A 15,239-nucleotide genomic window follows, 5' to 3' on the forward strand; every position below is an offset into this window, starting at 1 on the left:
GGTTTCATGCCATCTACGTAATACACCCAAGATGTCAGATCAACGCACTTCGAGGTCGCTTCGATGGTATCTCGGTCGACTGTGGCGCGACCTGTTGAGCGTGTACTACGCCAACACCCCAATCTGGAGATGGCTGAAGAGCGGTGCGTTGGTCTTTTTCGGCTTCTTCGCCTGGATGAGCGGCACCGTCCTGTTGTCCGTCCGGCCGGAGTGGGGGTTCCTCACTTACGTGATGGCGTACGGCTTCCTGTTGCTCTTCTGGGGACCGTTCACGCACTTCGTCGTCGTTCCCGTCTCGATACGGCTCCGACGGACCGCCGAACACCCGACCGTGCGGGCGGTGAACCGACACGCGGGCAAGATCAACCTCTCGATCTTCTTCACGCTCGTACTCGTTTTCGGAACGTTCACACCGGGTATCATGATGTTCGAGTTCGATCCGGGCCTCGGGGACGGAGAGCAGGACGACGTGCGTGGCACTCTCGTCTGTGACGTAGACGACGACGTCGTCTCCTGTCACGTCGACGGAGCCCAGGGAATCGACCACGTCGTCGCCACCTCCGGCGGAGAGGTCGTCGCAACTGTCGACGAGCCCCCGTTCGCGTTCGAGGTGCACACGGACGAACTCCAGGAAACCAGAACGGGGAACGAACTCGTCGTGGAGTATCGGGACGAGTCCGGAGAGTTGCTCCGTCGTCAGGTCAGAACGTTCTGACGACGCGGCCCGAGGGTCTCACCGGATCACGGTCCGTCGCGAGTTGGAGACCACGATGATACTGCTGGCGGCCATCGCCAGCGCAGCGAAGAAGGGATTGATGAGGCCACCGACGGCGAGTGGGATCGCGACTGCGTTGTAGAGAAACGCCCAGCAGATGTTCTCGCGAATCCGCCGCCGCGTCCCCGTCGCGAGGGCGAAGACGTCGTCAACCGCCGTGAGATCGCTGTCGGTAACCACGACGTCGGCAGCGTCGGCGGCGCGAGCGGTCCCGTCACCCATCGCGATCCCCAGGTCCGCCGCCGCCAGCGCCGGCGCGTCGTTCGTGCCGTCGCCGACCATCACCGTCGTTCCGGTCGCGGCGAGGCGGCGGACCGTCTCCACCTTGCCGTCCGGTGGGACGCCCGCGAACACGCGATCGACGGCCTGATGATCGCGAAACCGTTCCGCGCTCGCCCCGTCGTCCCCGGTGAGCACGGCGACCTCACAGTCTTCGAACGCGTCGACCGCGGACTCCCACTCGGCTCGTTCTCGATCCGCTATCGTGACGACGCCGCGGGCCTGGCCGTCCCACCCGACGACGACCGGTAACTCGCCCCGGCGATCGACCTCGGCGATGCGAGCGGCGAGTTCCTCGGGGATCGCCCCCACTTCTCGCTCCACGAGGCCCGGCGTCCCGACCACGATCCGGCGCGACCCGACGATCGCCGAAACACCCTCGCCGGGATGCCGGCTGAACTCTCGCGCGTCGGGCAGTTCACGTACAGCAGCGGTGTCATCCGGAGAGCCGGACGCTCCGTCCGAAACGCCGCCGTCAGGTGTCAGCTCCGATTCGCCTTCCGAACCCGGGATAGTCGCGTCCACTATCGCATCCGCGACGGGGTGACTGGCGAACCGCTCGACTGCCGCCGCAAGCCGCAAGCACTCGCTCGACCCAGTGACGTCGGTCACGCGCATCTCGCCGGCCGTCAGCGTCCCGGTTTTGTCGAAGACGACGACGTCGGCGGCAGGTGCGGTCTCGAAGACCGACTCGTTCGTGACGACGACGCCCCGCTCGAGTGCGTCACGTAAACCGGCGGAAATCGCGAGCGGCGTCGCCAGTCCCATTGCACACGGACACGAGACGACCAGGATCGTCAGGCCGGCGAGCAAGGCGGCAGCGACGGTGCCGCCGGTCAGGAGTTGCCAGAGCGCGACGGTCGTCCCGAGGACGAGTACCAGCGGGACGAAAATCGTGGCGAGCGCGTCCGCCAGTCGCTGGGCGGCCGGCGACTGGCTCTGGATCTCCCACAGTGCCGACGCGATACGGTCGACGGTGCTCTCCGCCTCGGGGCCGACCTCGACGACGAGGGCGTCGTCGGCGACGACCGATCCGCCGACCACCTCGTCACCGGGTGCTTTGGTCACCGGCAGCGACTCGCCGGTCAAGACGGACTCGTCGACGTCCGCTACCCCCTCGACGACGGTGCCGTCCACGGGAACGCGTCCTCCGGGCGCGACGACGAGTCGATCACCCGGCTCAACCGAATCGACGGGGACGGTCTCTCTGCCGTCGGCGGTGAGTCGCGTGGCGTCGCTAACGCGGGCGGTCGTGAGCGTCGAGATGGCGTCCGTCGCGCGTCGTCGAATCCGATCCTCGTAGTATCGGCCGACCGTGACGACCATGATCACCGCGACGCTGACGTCGTAGTACAGGTGCGTGCTGCCGGTCGCGAGTGCGACCGTACTGTACGCGTACGCCGACAGCGCCGCGACCGACACGAGCAGGTCCATGTTCGGCTGTCGCGTCTCGATGCTTACCCAGGCACCCCTGAGTACGGGAAAGCCGGTATAGAAGAGTACGGCCGACGTGAACAGGCCGATGAACACCATCGGGAGGTAGAGTGTGAGGGGGGTCGTCGTGTCGACCGCAATCAGGCCCGTGTCCATACCGAGGTAGCTGGGATAGAGGAAGAAGAAGTACCACGGCATCACGAGCATCGTGAAGAATCCGCCGACGATCAGTCGCTGGACGGTGTCGCGCTGGCGCTCCCTGGCAGTATCGTCGACCCCAGGCCCGCCGGCGTCGTCACGAAACCGGACCGTGTAGCCGTGCCCCGACAGGAGCTCCGGGAGGGCGGTCTCGGATACCCGCTCCGGGTCGGAGACGACCCGAGCCATCCCCATCGCGTAGTTGGCGTCCACCGCGTAAATCCCGTCGACGTCGTCGGCGTGCAGCCCGAGAAACGCCTCGCAAGTCGTACAGTGCATGCCGTCCACGGCGAGATACGTCTCGACCGCGCCGTCCGGGCGTTCACGCTGTCGCGTGTCCTCGTCGAGCGACCCGGTAGCGGCTCCGGCCGATCGGTCGATCTCGTCGAGTCTCGCGGCGACCTCGCGACAGCCCCGACAGCAGAAGGCCCCGTCGTCGTCGCCCCGCACGGGCGGGTCGGGCGTGGGGAGGTCACAGAGGTCGCAGGAACTCATCAGGGTGGCCGTTCATCGTCGACAGTCGAAAGCCTTGCGCCGCAGTACCACAGCCTGAGGCGATCGTCGACGGCTACGGCTTCGACGTCACGTACCAGTTGGGATCCGAATCGGTTTAGGATGTGTGCCGGTATCCGTCACTATGGTCGGCGATACAGCCGGAGTCTCCGAGGCTTTCGACCCGCGACGGACACGATTGCTTCGGATAGGTGCCGGTGCGCTCGCGGTCCTCGTCGCCTGGCTCCACATCTTGCACCCGGAGTACGGGTATGAACAACTCCTCCGCTACGTCGAGTTCGGGACGCTGTACGACCCGCGACCACCGCTGTTCGTCCTGTCTGGACTGGCGATCTTTGCTGGCATCGTCTGCGGTTTCAAGGGTGTTGCGAAACGGCCAGTCTATCTGATCGGCATCGGACTGATCGGTACGTATCTACTCGGGTACGTCGCCTGGCACACCGTCCTCGATCACGGCGCGTTCTGGCCACACATCGAACCACACCCCCACGAGAATGTAGGACTCGTCGAGTCGATAATCGCCCACCTCGAGGCCGATACCATCGCGATGGTCAGCAAGGCGGCAGAACTCGTACTGCTTGTTTTCCTCACAGTGCTCTACATCGTCGACGTCGAGTAACTCGTCGAACGGCAGCAGGGATGACTGGCCGCCAGTACGTCCCCGCACGTAGCATCGGACCGCGGACAACTCTTTATACGATCCTCGGCGTGCTTCCAAGCACGCAATGATCGAACCCGGCCGCATCGTCACGGGACTGTCACAGGGGCGCGTCGTGGAGACGGAGTTAGGTACCGAACCGACCCGTGAAGAGATTCGAGAAGAGGTATTGCGGTTCAAGCAACAGGGGCTCTGCGGGCGACGGATCGCCGAACAATACCTCGTCCCGTATTTCATCGCGAGTAGCGACTACGGCGATCGAGAGGTCGACATCCTCGACGACGTACTCGCGGAGGAATACCGAGACCTGGATCTTTGCGTCGACGAGCGAAGTCCAGAGTGCAGTCGCTTTCGTGGCGGTTGTAAGGAATACCAGTCGGGCTCGAAGAAGTGAACGAGGTTCAACGACGCTCGCCTGCCGGTAGAGGCGGCCGGCGTTGATCCGATGGCCCTCCCGCTCGATACGAATCCGTCGATCCCGACGCGCTCGATCGTCTATTCCCCCGTCATAGCGGAACCACAGATGCGAATGCACTCCGTAGCTTCAAAGTCGAAACTATAGTAACGACTAGAACTGTTCACACACCCGATCGCACGACGGCTGTGCGATCGGGTGTGCACTGACTTTCAGTGGCTACTATTGGAACGTGTTCCGCCGTGAGGTCGGCCGTATCTGCGTCTGTGACGGAACCCGACCCGCCGACCCAAACCCGGTCTTCGAATCAACCCGGCCTATAGTACGGTACGTAGTTTCGTTTGACGATCGGTCTACGGAAGTCTGATCGGCGGAGAATCCACGACCAGACTCCGTTGTGCTCCCGACGAAACGTCGCCGTCTAACGGTCAGTCGTACTTTCGAAAGCCCATATCGCGGGCCATCTCTCGAAACGACTGCCGACACAGCCAGATATCGTACTTGCCGATCAAGCCCTGTTCGCGGCCAGTGTCTCTGCAGACGCGCTGGTTCCCGGTACGCCCACCCGTTAGGTCGGTTCCGGCGTTTGATTCGCTCGTGGCGTTGGTCGTCCCGCTGTCGGTCATGCCAGCGCCTCCGCTCTCCGTCTCAACGACGGGTCGATCGCCGTGTCCTCGGCGAGTTCCTCGAGAACCGTCGTGGCGTTACAGTCGGCGAGTTCCTCGAGAACCGTCGTGGCGTTACAGTCGGCGAGTTCGCTGAGAGCGTGCCGACGGAACTCGCCGCGGAGGCCGCCCATTCGGACGAGAATTGCGAGATTCGTCGTCTCGCATTCCCGGACGAGTGCGTCGATCGCGTCGTAGCGTTGCGTTCGCGAAACGTTCTTCTTGACTGCCGTTTGAAATGTCGTAGACATCGTTCAGTGGATTATCGTGCGTCCTCGAGTGTGCAATACGATCCTTCTCGGGCCGAGATCCACGCCGTCACCAGTGAGTCTTCGGGGGCAATCGAGTAGATCGTACACAGATCCGGCTCCGAATCCGTGGATTCGACGATCGCGAGACACTCCGGCGCTGGATGCTCGACGGCCGGTGGTGATCCCGTTTCGGTCACGTGGTCGTTCGAGCGCTCGTGAGTCAATCTGCGATGCCGATCTCTTCCTGGCCATCGTGTTCGGGATCCTCTGTCACGTCTTCGTCGGTTTCTTCGGGTGGCTCGAACGTCGGGAACCGATCGTCGAACGCGTCCCAGTCGGCATCCATCTCCTCGTCGGTGAGCAGACAGAGTTCGAGGCGTTCACGGATCGACTCGTGGTCCATCTCGGTCCCGATGACGACCAGTTTCGTTCCGCGGTCACCCCACTCGTCGTCCCAGGTCTCCTCGAGTTCGGGGTACGCTTCGAACTGGTCCTCGCGTTCCTCGGGCGGGAGGGTCGCGATCCAGTTCCCGGCGGGTGCGACCCGAATCGACTGTCCAGCGACGTTCACCATGAGCGCCATCTCCTCGCGGCCGGCGAGCCAGAAGTGGCCTTTCGATCGGACGACGGGCTCCGGGAACGCGTCGAGTAGTTCGGCGAACCGTTCGGGGTGGAAGGGACGTCGCGCCTCGAAGACGAACGAGGTCACGCCGTGTTCTTCTTCGGCCGATTGGTGCGGTTCCTGGAGTTCCTGCATCCAGCCGGCCGATCGGCTCGCTTCCTCGAAGTCGAACCGGTCAGTATCGATGATCTCGTCGACGTCGACTCGGCCGTGAGTCGTCCGGACGATCTCCGCCCGGGGCTGCAACATCTCGAGCGTCGCTTCGATCTCGTCGAGCGTCGCATCGTCAACGAGGTCGCACTTGTTCAACAGGAGGACGTCACAGAACTCCACCTGTTCGACGAGCAGGTCGCCGAGGTGTTTCTTCGTCCCGTCGTCGTCGAGGATCTCGTCCGACTGCATCGCCTCGTCGAACTGGTGGGCGTCGACGACCGTCACCGTCGTATCGAGGTGACAGTTCTCGAGCGGTTCGATGCCCGTCTCCTCGTAGAACTCGGTGGGATCGAGATCCGACTGATCGAACCCGAGCGTCAGCGTCTGTGCAACGGGCAGTGGTTCGGCGACGCCCGTCGACTCGACGACGATGGCGTCGAACTCCTGATCGCGGGTGAGTCCGCCGATCGCGTCGAGCAGGTCGCCGCGCAGTTCACAGCAGATACAGCCGTTCGAGAGCTCGACCAGCTCTTCGTCCTCGTCGGCGATGTCCGAGGATTCGGCGACGAGGTCAGCATCGACGTTCACCTCGCCCATGTCGTTGACGAGCACGGCGAGATCCCGGTCGTCGCTCTCGCGCAACACGTGATTGAGTGTGGTCGTCTTGCCGGCGCCGAGCGTCCCGGAGAGGACCGTTACGGGGATCGTTTGCTCTCCCATGTGTTAGTAATATCTCTTCCAATAGCAATATAAGTTATTATCTTGTTCAAAGATCTTATTATCGTTCGGGGAGTGTCTTCGGACACTGACGCGACCGATCCCGTATGACGACACGCAACTCAACCCGGAAATTCGGCTGTACCATCGTCGGGGGCGGAATCCACGGCACGTACCTCGCCCAACGTCTCCTCGACGACACTCCGATCGACAGGTCCGACGTTTGCATCGTCGATCCCCACGACCGATTGTTGGCATCGTTTCGCCAGAAGGCGAGCGCCTGCGGCATGGAGGCACTGCGATCGACGTTCGTTCACCACGTCGGAACCGAACCGTTCGGTCTCGAGAGTTACGCCGAAGCGAACGATCGGGAGGACGAACTCGTTCCGACGGTCGACTATCCCGACCGGCCCTCTCTCGATCTCTTTCTGGACTACTCGGAATACGTAATCGAACGGAAGGATCTCGGCTCGCTGCACTATCGAGCCGTCGTCGACGGGATTTACGAACACCCCGACGCGACGGGGCTTCGGCTCGAGACGACCGCGGGACCGATCGATACCGACCACTGCGTCCTGGCGATCGGCCACGGCGGTCGGTACCACTGGCCCGACTGGGCGGCCGATCTCGACGGCGTCGAACACGTCTGGGAGGGATTCGATCCCGACGCATCGGTCGATCGAACTGTCGTCGTCGGCGGCGGGATCACGGCCGCGCAACTCGCGTGTGAGTTGAGCGAGACGCAGTCGGTGGCCCTGCTCTCCCGTCACCCGATCGAGTGGGAGGTCTCCGAGGCGGATCCGCCGTGGATCAACTGGTCGCACATCGAACGGACCCTCCACGTCCACCCGCCGGGTTCGAGCGACCGGTTCGAGGTGGTTTCGGACGCCCGACACACCGCGACGGTGCCGCCGTATCTGTACGACGAGTTCGAGGACCGAACCGACGACGGCGTGCTCGTGCTCACAGAGGGGACCGTCGACTCGGCGTCGGACGACGACGAATCGGTTCGGCTCTCCCTGGACCACGGGTTGCAGTTGCTCGGCGATCGCGTCGTCCTCGCGACCGGATTCGAACCGGTGTTCGAGCACCCGTTCGTCGATCGAATCGCCGACGAACTCGAACTGGCCCGGGGATATCGGGGAACGCCCGTTCTCGACGACGACACGCTCGCCTGGCAGCGCGACGACGGACGATCCGTTCCGCTGTACGTCTCCGGGGCGCTTGCCCTCGGGACGGTCGGTCCGTACGCGCCCAACGTTCCGGGAGCCAGGCGGGCCGGCGATCGGATTGCGCCCGCCATTGCACGGCGTCGTCGCCGCTCCGGAGCTGGCAGTGCGAGCGAATCGGTGCACGGAACGGAAGTGTCCGATTGATCCGGCAGGGGTGGCAATGAACGGGTTCGGCTCCGTTCGCAGCTGGGCGTCTCACTTCTCGGCGTCGAGTTTGGATTTGAAATACCCGACAATCGGATTATCCGACCGGCCGGCCCCGATCACGTTCCGAGTGAACGGACCAGGGGTCTGCTGTGTGACGGCGCTCGAACCCACAGTAGCGAGGACCCCGACGGTTGTCCTGGAGGAGGCGCGAGTAATCGAGGAAGATACGGGACCGACTGAATCGACTACGCCACTTTCGACTGATCGGCCGAGAGAATCGAATGCTCGACGGTTCCGACACCGTCGATGGCACGCAGGCAAGCGACGTACGAACCGATGTCGTCGACGGTTCCTTCGACGACGAACAGATCGAGACAGGAGTTCCCGGCGTGACTGTGAACGTTCGACGTGACGAGGTCCTGGTTGGCGTGGCGAAGTTCCGAGAGTTCCGCTTCTGCTCCGGAGTCGTGATCGAACGTGGTCGTGATGACGCAGATTACGTGCTGACCCTCGAGCGTCTGCTGGTCGAACTCTCGTAGCAGTCCTCGCACACCTTCTCTGATCGCTTCACTCCGTCCGCTGTATCCGTGTTCCTCGATGAACGTATCGAGTTCGGTTATCAGTGAGTCCGGCATCGAGACGCTGATGACCGTCATGTGTCACGGATGGGGTTCCAACGAAAAAGGAGTTATTATGATATTGGGGCTGGTGCCGTAATAACTAACAATTTAGTGTGTTGGGTTCATAAGTACGTCTCGATGAGCGATACCATCCCAGTAACCGTGCTCTCGGGTGCGCTCGGTGCCGGCAAGACGACCACACTCAACCACGTCCTGACCGAAGATCACGGTCACGAGGTCGCCGTCCTCGTCAACGACATGGGCGAAGTCAACGTCGACGTCGAACACGTCGAACGACAGTCGGAGCTCTCACAGGCCAACGAAGAGATCATCGAGATGTCCAACGGCTGTATCTGCTGTCGGCTCCGCGGCGATATGCTCGACGCCGTGGGTGCGCTGGTCGAAAACCGCGAGTTCGACTACCTCCTCGTCGAGTCGTCCGGCATTTCCGAGCCGATCCCGGTCGCACAAACGTTCGCACTCGGCTTCGAAGATTCCGAGTACGATCCGACCGACGACTATCACCTCGACACGATGGTATCGGTCGTCGACGCCCACGCGATGTTCGAGGGATTCGATTCCGGGACGGCGCTCACGAGCGACGAAGCGGCCGGCGGGACCGATCGCATCCCCGAAGAAGTGCTACTCGACCAGATCGAGTTCTGTGACGTCCTCCTGCTCAACAAGTGTGATCTCGTCCCCGACTCGGAACTCGACGAAATCGAAGCCGTGTTGAAGACGCTCCAGCCGCGTGCGGAGCTCGTCCGCACCGAATTCGGGCGCGTCGAGCCGGATGAAATCCTCGACACGGGGCGGTTCGATTTCGAGGAGGCGCAGAACTCAGCCGGCTGGAAACACGAACTCCAGGACGGTCACCATCACGACGCTGCCACCGCGGAACACGGCGTCGAATCGTTCGTCTTCCGGGCAGATCGCCCGTTCCATCCGGAGCGATTCGCGAACCTCCTCCGGAACCTCCCGTCGGCGATCATTCGCGCGAAGGGCTTTTTCTGGTCGGCCGGTCGCGAAGACGTCGCGATGGGCCTCGACAAGGCGGGTCAGTCGGTACGAGCCGGCCCCCAGGGTCAATGGATCACGACCCTCCCGGAGCAACAACGACAACGCTACTTCCAGGCGATGCCCGGCCTCGAAGACGACTGGGACGACCAGTGGGGTGACCGCAGCGTCGAACTCGTCTTCATCGGCCGTGACTTCGAGGCAGACGAAATGAAAGCGTGGCTCGAGGACTGTCTGCTCAGCGATACCGAGATGGACGAGGACTGGGGTACGTACCCCGACCCGTTCGGGGTCGACGAGCAACGGGAACTCGCACTCGCGGACGACTGAGAGGGATCGAACAATGGGAGTCCCAGTAACGGTGCTTTCCGGGACGCTCGGTGCCGGAAAGACGACGCTGCTCAATCACGTCCTCACACGCGAGCACGACTACGACGCCGCAGTGGTCGTCAACGACGTGGGTGAGATAAACGTGGACGCGAACCTCGCCGAGCGCCGCGTCGATGGCGATACGGACGTCGTCGAACTCACGAACGGCTGTATCTGCTGTGGGATCCAGGACGAATTCGGCCGAGCGCTCGTCGAACTCGCGCTCGCGGAGGAATTCGACTACCTCCTGGTCGAACCGTCGGGGATTTCCGATCCGGCACCGGTTGCACAACAACTCGTCCAGAGCCGCGCATCGACCTTCTACGACCTCAGCAGCGTCACCACGGTCGTAGACGCACGCCGGTTCTACGACGCGTTCAGTGAGGGCGAGGTGCGGCGTCGCGGTTCGACCGAGGACGGGACGCGACCGCTCTCTGATCTCATCGTCGACGGCGTCGAGTTCTGCGATACGCTGGTGGTGAATAAGACCGATCTCGTCACCGACGCGGAACTCGACTACGTGGTCGAAACGCTTCGAGCGTTGCAACCCGAAGCAACGGTCCTCACGAGCACGTTCGGGCAGGTCGATCCCGGAGCCGTGCTCGATACTGGCCGGTTCGACGTCGAGACTGTTTCCGATTCGCCAGGATGGAAACGAGCGCTGAAACAGTACGCGGACCACAGCACGGACCACAAGCAAAACAGGGCACGGGAGCACGATCGCGGGCCGAATCACGGTCACGACAGTGTGGATGCCCCCGTCGCTGACGGCGATGTGGATCACGACGATCGATCCCACGAAACGCACGGACACGTACACCCGCCGGACGAGTACGGGATCGATTCGTTCGTCTACCACCAGCGACGACCGATGCATCCGGAACGGTTGGCCGATACCCTCCAGAAATTTCCGACGAGCGTCGTTCGAGCCAAAGGGTATCTCCACGTCGCTGGCCGCCCCGACCACGCGCTGGTGCTGTCGCGGGCAGGACGGCAAACCCGCATCGAGGGTGTTGGCCGGTGGATCGCCTCGTTGCCCGAGGACCGACGCAAATTCTATCGGCGGTCACGGGAGTCCGGGTGGGACGACGACTACGGTGACCGGAAGACGGAGCTCGTGATGATCGGACGGGATATGGACGCTCGAGTGATCGAACGGTCGCTCGAAGCGTGCGTCCTCGCGGACGCAGAGCTGGATACCGCCGACAGCAACTTCGAAAACCCATTTCCGAACCGGGAGGGAGAAGAGATCCGGCTCTGAAGGGCACGACGAAATAGCCGTCAGTTGCAACGCGGTGCATTCTCTCGGCCAGAAAAACCGGGATGCTTTTCATATTTATGCCGGAACGATCCGATAGCAGTGAGTGAGGAGACCGACCTGTCGACGGTGCTCGCCGTTCTCGACGACGATTACGCGCGGCAAATCCTCACCGAAACGAGCGTCGAACCCATGTCTGCTAGCACATTGAGCGAACGGTGTGACGCCTCCCTGCCGACGATTTATCGGCGTCTCGACCGTCTCGAGGAGTGTCAACTCGTAAGCGAAGAGACGGAACTCGCCCCGGACGGCAACCACTACAGCATTTACAGTGCGAACCTCGATCGGCTGGAACTGTCCCTGGAGGACGGATCGTTCGAACTCGAACTGTCCTACCGGGAGGAAGACGTCGCGGACAGGTTCACACGGATGTGGGAGGGGATGCGATGAGCCGCGAGGTCGTCCGGATCGGCGAGGCGTCGGTGTTCGAACTCCTGACCATCGCTACCCTCTTTCTCGTCGCGATAATGGGGACGGTCATCGCCTACCAGGCCTACCGGGGGTACCGCCGCAACGACGCCCGATCGATGCTCTATCTCGCTGTCGGTCTGCTGTTGCTCACCCTGTGTCCGTTCGTGATCAACGTCGCGATCAACACGCTCGCAAGCCCCGAACAGATCGTCACCGTATTCTTCGAGAACGTGAGTCGGCTGTTCGGACTGGCCGCGATCATGTACTCGCTGTACGGCGGGCACTAGCGAGGCGGAGCGAGCGGCGTCGATCGACGGGTCTGGCGACGATCGACGAGCGCCAGTCCCCTCCAGCGAAGAGACGGGCTACTGACAGACAGTGCTGGTACGACCGCGAGCAATCCTGCGGTCGCGCCGGTAACTCGGGACAGCAGACCGTATCGTCACGACGTCCGGCGTGAATCGGGATCGGGATAACGGTGAATCGGAATCAAAACGGCGAGACCGATCGGAGGGCCGAAGCGACCGGAAGAGGAGACGACGGCGGGATGACGTCACGGGAGAACCGTGACATACGCGTCGTGGATCATTCAGGCGGTATCGAGTGAGGGGGAACCGTAGGGTGGGATTCGGATTCTATCGTTCCCCACAGCACTCGTCTCGCGGACCCCTCTTCAACCCGTCCGCGTGTTTTCTGGGTCGGAAAACACGACCCGGTCCCTCGTGTCGAGGCCGCCACCCCGGGGAGACCGACCGTGAGTCCTTGCCCGAACGAGTGCGATCGGACCATCGAGCCCCGTTCCCGGGAACGTCGATCGACGCGCCACGACTACCGATCGATCCGTAGAAGACAGTCCGGTCCCGATCGCGAGATCCTGTCAGTTACGAACTAGAATCCGTCGCCTAGACGCGTTTCGTAACGCGAACGGTGCCCGGGCGACACGACTGTTCGGTCACCCTACCGTCCGTTCGAGCGCCTGACCGTCATCGAGAGCGAGGGGAAAGAAGACCATTAACAATGCGCATACCCATTAGAGGGTGGACAACGCCGATCGATGGATGTGCTCGCCCTTACGACGTACGACGACGCCCCGTTTATGGATCAACAGATCACCGAACTCGAGCGACGCGGCGTGTCGTTCGAGCGACTCACCGTTCCGGGAGAGGTGTCGGCGAGCGAGTCCCGGAGCGCGAGCGACTATCTCCGATTCGTTCCCCAGGTGATCCGGGAGGCCCGCAACGGGTACGACCTCGTGCACGCCCACTACGGACTGACGGCCCCGATGGCGCTCGCACAGCGTCGACTCCCGGTCGTGCTCACCCTGTGGGGATCCGACCTCAACGGGCCCGTGAGCCCCCTCACGCGACTGTGTGCGCCGCGCTGTGACGAGGTCGTCGTCATGAACGAGGCGATGAAACGAACCCTCGGATCGGACTGTACGGTGATCCCGTTCGGAATCGACCTCGATCAGTTCCAGCCGCGGGACCGCCAGCGAGCGCGGGCCAGCGTGGGCTGGGCGGCCGACGAACACCACGTCCTGTTTCCCTACTCCCCGGATCGAGGCGTCAAGAACTACCCGCGGGCGAAACGGATCGTGGCGGCCGTCGACGGTCACCTCGATCGGCCCGTCAACCTGCAGGTCGTCCACGGCGTCGATCACGGGACGATCCCGACGTACATGAACGCCGCCGACGCCCTGTTGCTCACCTCGGACAACGAGGGCTCCCCGACCGCCGTCAAGGAGGCCCTCGCGTGTAACCTCCCCGTCGTCTCGCTCGACGTCGGCGACGTCCGACGGCGACTCACGGGCGTCGACCCGTCGACCGTTGGGACGACCGACGCCGAACTCGTTCGCGGACTGGTCGACGTCCTCGAGCGGGGCGATCGATCCAACGGCCGCGCCGCCGTCGCGGAAGTGAGCCAGTCGGTGACGATCGATCGGGTACTCGACGTCTACGAACGAGCAGTCGGACACGCGATCGACGTCGATCGGCCGGAAGCGGCCGCCCGGCGGCAGTGACGACCACCGCCGCTATAGTAACCACTGAAAGTCACTACACACCTGATCGCAGGACGGCTTTGCGATCAGTGTGTAAATCGTTTCAGCGGCTACTCTACTTCTCGGTAACCGAGAGGACCTTGCCGGCGGCGACGGTCTGGCCCATGTCGCGGATGGCGAAGCTTCCCAGTTCGGGGATCTCGTCCGACGGTTCGATGCTGAGCGGTTTCTGTGGCCGGACCGTGACCACGGCGGCGTCTCCCGACTGGATGTAGTCGGGATCCTGTTCCGCGACCTCGCCGCTCGAGGGGTCCATCTTCCGATCGCGCGACTCGATCGTGCCGGCGACCTGGGCCGTGTGGGCGTGAAAGACCGGCGTGTAGCCGGCCGTGATCACGCTCGGATGCTGCATCACGACGATCTGGGCCTGGAACGTCTCGGCGACCGACGGCGGGTCGTCGGCCGGGCCGCAGACGTCGCCGCGGCGGATGTCGTCCTTGCCGATGCCGCGGACGTTGAATCCGACGTTGTCGCCGGGTTCGGCGAGATCGATCTCCTCGTGGTGCATCTCGATCGTCTTGACCTCGCCGCCCACGTCGCTGGGCTGGAAGGAGACTGAATCGCCGGTTCGCATCTGGCCCGTCTCGACCCGTCCGACCGGTACCGTACCGATCCCGGAGATCGTGTAGACGTCCTGAATCGGCAGGCGAAGCGGAGCGTCGGTCGGCGGTTCCGTCTCCGGCAGGTCGTTCAGGGCCTCGAGGATCGTGGGGCCGTCGTACCACGACGTATTTTCGGAGGAGTCGGCGACGTTGTCGCCCTCGAACGCCGAGATCGGGATGAAACTCGCGTCTTCGGTGGCGAAGCGGACCTGGTCGAGGAGTTCTTTGACCTCCGCGACGACCTCGCGATACCGGTTCTCGTCGTAGTCGACGAGGTCCATCTTGTTGACGCCGACGATCAGTTCGTCGATGCCGAGGGTGCGGGCCAGGAAGACGTGTTCCTGGGTCTGGGGCGCGACGCCGTCGTCGGCGGCCACGACGAGGACGGCGTTGTCCGCCTGCGAGGCCCCCGTGATCATGTTCTTCACGAAGTCGCGGTGGCCGGGCGTGTCGACGACCGTGAAGTAGTACGTGTCCGTCTCGAACTCCTGGTGGGCGATGTCGATCGTCAGGCCGCGCTCGCGCTCCTCGGCGAGGTTGTCCATCACGTAGGCGAACTCGAAGCCGCCCTTGCCCTTCTCCTCGGCTTCCTGGCGGTGCTGCTCGATGATGTGCTCCGGGACGCCCCCGGTCTCGAACAGGAGGCGTCCCACCAGCGTGCTCTTCCCGTGGTCGACGTGACCGATGATGGCCAGGTTCTGGTGGGGTTTGTCCGTCATGGCTCTTCACTGAAATCTACGTGGCGATCCCCCAAAGTTCTTGGTGGCAGTTAGCACACGACAAA

Annotated in this window: 15 protein-coding genes and 1 pseudogene; 9 read left to right on the plus strand and 7 right to left on the minus strand. The window is 63.2% G+C overall.

Annotated features, from left to right (window positions below):
- Nucleotides 1-31: 31 nt before the first annotated feature.
- Nucleotides 32-715: a hypothetical protein gene (locus MUN73_RS22045; protein ID WP_250142669.1), complete on the plus strand. Its 684-nt coding sequence runs from the start codon at nucleotides 32-34 to the stop codon at nucleotides 713-715.
- 18 nt (nucleotides 716-733) lie between these two features.
- On the opposite strand, the gene MUN73_RS22050 is transcribed toward MUN73_RS22045, so the two are convergent.
- On the minus strand, nucleotides 734-3,181 hold the full coding sequence (locus MUN73_RS22050) for a heavy metal translocating P-type ATPase (RefSeq protein ID WP_250142670.1): 2,448 nt from the start codon (nucleotides 3,179-3,181) through the stop codon (nucleotides 734-736).
- A 142-nt stretch (nucleotides 3,182-3,323) separates the two neighbouring features.
- Here MUN73_RS22050 and MUN73_RS22055 point away from each other — a divergent pair, with 142 nt between their 5' ends.
- Both MUN73_RS22055 and MUN73_RS22060 read left to right on the plus strand, forming a co-directional pair.
- On the plus strand, nucleotides 3,324-3,818 hold the full coding sequence (locus MUN73_RS22055; RefSeq protein WP_250142671.1) for a hypothetical protein: 495 nt from the start codon (nucleotides 3,324-3,326) through the stop codon (nucleotides 3,816-3,818).
- A gap of 106 nt (nucleotides 3,819-3,924) precedes the next feature.
- Nucleotides 3,925-4,251, plus strand: coding sequence for a hypothetical protein (locus MUN73_RS22060; RefSeq protein WP_250142672.1), 327 nt, complete (start codon nucleotides 3,925-3,927; stop codon nucleotides 4,249-4,251).
- A gap of 449 nt (nucleotides 4,252-4,700) precedes the next feature.
- On the opposite strand, the gene MUN73_RS22065 is transcribed toward MUN73_RS22060, so the two are convergent.
- Genes MUN73_RS22065 through MUN73_RS22075 form a run of 4 tightly spaced genes read right to left on the minus strand, consistent with a single transcriptional unit; the run spans nucleotide 4,701 to nucleotide 6,683 of the window.
- On the minus strand, nucleotides 4,701-4,898 hold the full coding sequence (locus tag MUN73_RS22065) for a 30S ribosomal protein S14 (protein WP_250142673.1): 198 nt from the start codon (nucleotides 4,896-4,898) through the stop codon (nucleotides 4,701-4,703).
- On the minus strand, nucleotides 4,895-5,188 hold the full coding sequence (locus MUN73_RS22070) for a hypothetical protein (RefSeq protein WP_250142674.1): 294 nt from the start codon (nucleotides 5,186-5,188) through the stop codon (nucleotides 4,895-4,897). Before MUN73_RS22070 ends, MUN73_RS22065 begins: the two co-directional genes overlap by 4 nt.
- An 11-nt stretch (nucleotides 5,189-5,199) precedes the next feature.
- Nucleotides 5,200-5,385: a DUF7511 domain-containing protein gene (locus MUN73_RS22875; protein ID WP_425492746.1), complete on the minus strand. Its 186-nt coding sequence runs from the start codon at nucleotides 5,383-5,385 to the stop codon at nucleotides 5,200-5,202.
- 23 nt (nucleotides 5,386-5,408) lie between these two features.
- Nucleotides 5,409-6,683 (minus strand): GTP-binding protein, encoded by a 1,275-nt coding sequence (locus MUN73_RS22075; protein ID WP_250142675.1) that lies wholly within the window; start codon nucleotides 6,681-6,683, stop codon nucleotides 5,409-5,411.
- A gap of 104 nt (nucleotides 6,684-6,787) precedes the next feature.
- Between MUN73_RS22075 and MUN73_RS22080 the strand changes: the two genes are divergently transcribed.
- Nucleotides 6,788-8,056, plus strand: coding sequence for an FAD/NAD(P)-binding protein (locus tag MUN73_RS22080; RefSeq protein ID WP_250142676.1), 1,269 nt, complete (start codon nucleotides 6,788-6,790; stop codon nucleotides 8,054-8,056).
- 248 nt (nucleotides 8,057-8,304) lie between these two features.
- Here MUN73_RS22080 and MUN73_RS22085 read toward each other — a convergent pair whose 3' ends face one another.
- Nucleotides 8,305-8,715 (minus strand): CopG family ribbon-helix-helix protein, encoded by a 411-nt coding sequence (locus MUN73_RS22085; protein WP_250142677.1) that lies wholly within the window; start codon nucleotides 8,713-8,715, stop codon nucleotides 8,305-8,307.
- A 102-nt stretch (nucleotides 8,716-8,817) separates the two neighbouring features.
- On the opposite strand from MUN73_RS22085, the gene MUN73_RS22090 reads away from it, so the two are divergent.
- From MUN73_RS22090 to MUN73_RS22110, 5 genes and pseudogenes are all read left to right on the plus strand, one after another.
- The gene (locus MUN73_RS22090; protein WP_250142678.1) at nucleotides 8,818-10,026 is read left to right on the plus strand and encodes a GTP-binding protein; all 1,209 of its coding nucleotides are present in this window, start codon (nucleotides 8,818-8,820) and stop codon (nucleotides 10,024-10,026) included.
- A 13-nt stretch (nucleotides 10,027-10,039) separates the two neighbouring features.
- Nucleotides 10,040-11,326, plus strand: coding sequence for a CobW family GTP-binding protein (locus MUN73_RS22095; RefSeq protein WP_250142679.1), 1,287 nt, complete (start codon nucleotides 10,040-10,042; stop codon nucleotides 11,324-11,326).
- Between the two features lie 99 nt (nucleotides 11,327-11,425).
- Nucleotides 11,426-11,773 carry an ArsR/SmtB family transcription factor gene (locus MUN73_RS22100; RefSeq protein ID WP_250142680.1) on the plus strand — a complete coding sequence of 116 codons (348 nt, stop codon included), beginning with the start codon at nucleotides 11,426-11,428 and terminating at the stop codon, nucleotides 11,771-11,773.
- Nucleotides 11,770-12,081 carry a DUF7521 family protein gene (locus MUN73_RS22105; RefSeq protein WP_250142681.1) on the plus strand — a complete coding sequence of 104 codons (312 nt, stop codon included), beginning with the start codon at nucleotides 11,770-11,772 and terminating at the stop codon, nucleotides 12,079-12,081. The genes MUN73_RS22100 and MUN73_RS22105 overlap by 4 nt, the downstream gene beginning before the upstream one ends.
- A 761-nt stretch (nucleotides 12,082-12,842) precedes the next feature.
- Nucleotides 12,843-13,814, plus strand: a pseudogene (locus tag MUN73_RS22110) (glycosyltransferase); the annotation flags it as partial.
- Between the two features lie 94 nt (nucleotides 13,815-13,908).
- Here the strand turns inward: MUN73_RS22110 and tuf are convergent.
- Nucleotides 13,909-15,174 (minus strand): translation elongation factor EF-1 subunit alpha, encoded by a 1,266-nt coding sequence (gene tuf, locus MUN73_RS22115; RefSeq protein ID WP_250142683.1) that lies wholly within the window; start codon nucleotides 15,172-15,174, stop codon nucleotides 13,909-13,911.
- Between the last annotated feature and the right edge of the window lie 65 nt (nucleotides 15,175-15,239).

The sequence above is a fragment of the Halosolutus amylolyticus genome, from assembly GCF_023566055.1.
Classification (GTDB): Archaea; Halobacteriota; Halobacteria; order Halobacteriales; family Natrialbaceae; genus Halosolutus; species Halosolutus amylolyticus.

What these genes read in the sequence shown, in the direction of transcription:
- MUN73_RS22055 (WP_250142671.1), top strand. Translation starts at nt 3,324, where the DNA reads ATGGTCGGCGATACAGCCGGAGTCTCCGAGGCTTTCGACCCGCGACGG.
- MUN73_RS22070 (WP_250142674.1), bottom strand. Translation starts at nt 5,188, where the DNA reads ATGTCTACGACATTTCAAACGGCAGTCAAGAAGAACGTTTCGCGAACG.
- MUN73_RS22090 (WP_250142678.1), top strand. Translation starts at nt 8,818, where the DNA reads ATGAGCGATACCATCCCAGTAACCGTGCTCTCGGGTGCGCTCGGTGCC.
- MUN73_RS22105 (WP_250142681.1), top strand. Translation starts at nt 11,770, where the DNA reads ATGAGCCGCGAGGTCGTCCGGATCGGCGAGGCGTCGGTGTTCGAACTC.
- MUN73_RS22050 (WP_250142670.1), bottom strand. Translation starts at nt 3,181, where the DNA reads ATGAGTTCCTGCGACCTCTGTGACCTCCCCACGCCCGACCCGCCCGTG.
- MUN73_RS22045 (WP_250142669.1), top strand. Translation starts at nt 32, where the DNA reads ATGTCAGATCAACGCACTTCGAGGTCGCTTCGATGGTATCTCGGTCGA.
- MUN73_RS22095 (WP_250142679.1), top strand. Translation starts at nt 10,040, where the DNA reads ATGGGAGTCCCAGTAACGGTGCTTTCCGGGACGCTCGGTGCCGGAAAG.
- MUN73_RS22065 (WP_250142673.1), bottom strand. Translation starts at nt 4,898, where the DNA reads ATGACCGACAGCGGGACGACCAACGCCACGAGCGAATCAAACGCCGGA.
- tuf (WP_250142683.1), bottom strand. Translation starts at nt 15,174, where the DNA reads ATGACGGACAAACCCCACCAGAACCTGGCCATCATCGGTCACGTCGAC.
- MUN73_RS22060 (WP_250142672.1), top strand. Translation starts at nt 3,925, where the DNA reads ATGATCGAACCCGGCCGCATCGTCACGGGACTGTCACAGGGGCGCGTC.
- MUN73_RS22075 (WP_250142675.1), bottom strand. Translation starts at nt 6,683, where the DNA reads ATGGGAGAGCAAACGATCCCCGTAACGGTCCTCTCCGGGACGCTCGGC.
- MUN73_RS22085 (WP_250142677.1), bottom strand. Translation starts at nt 8,715, where the DNA reads ATGACGGTCATCAGCGTCTCGATGCCGGACTCACTGATAACCGAACTC.
- MUN73_RS22080 (WP_250142676.1), top strand. Translation starts at nt 6,788, where the DNA reads ATGACGACACGCAACTCAACCCGGAAATTCGGCTGTACCATCGTCGGG.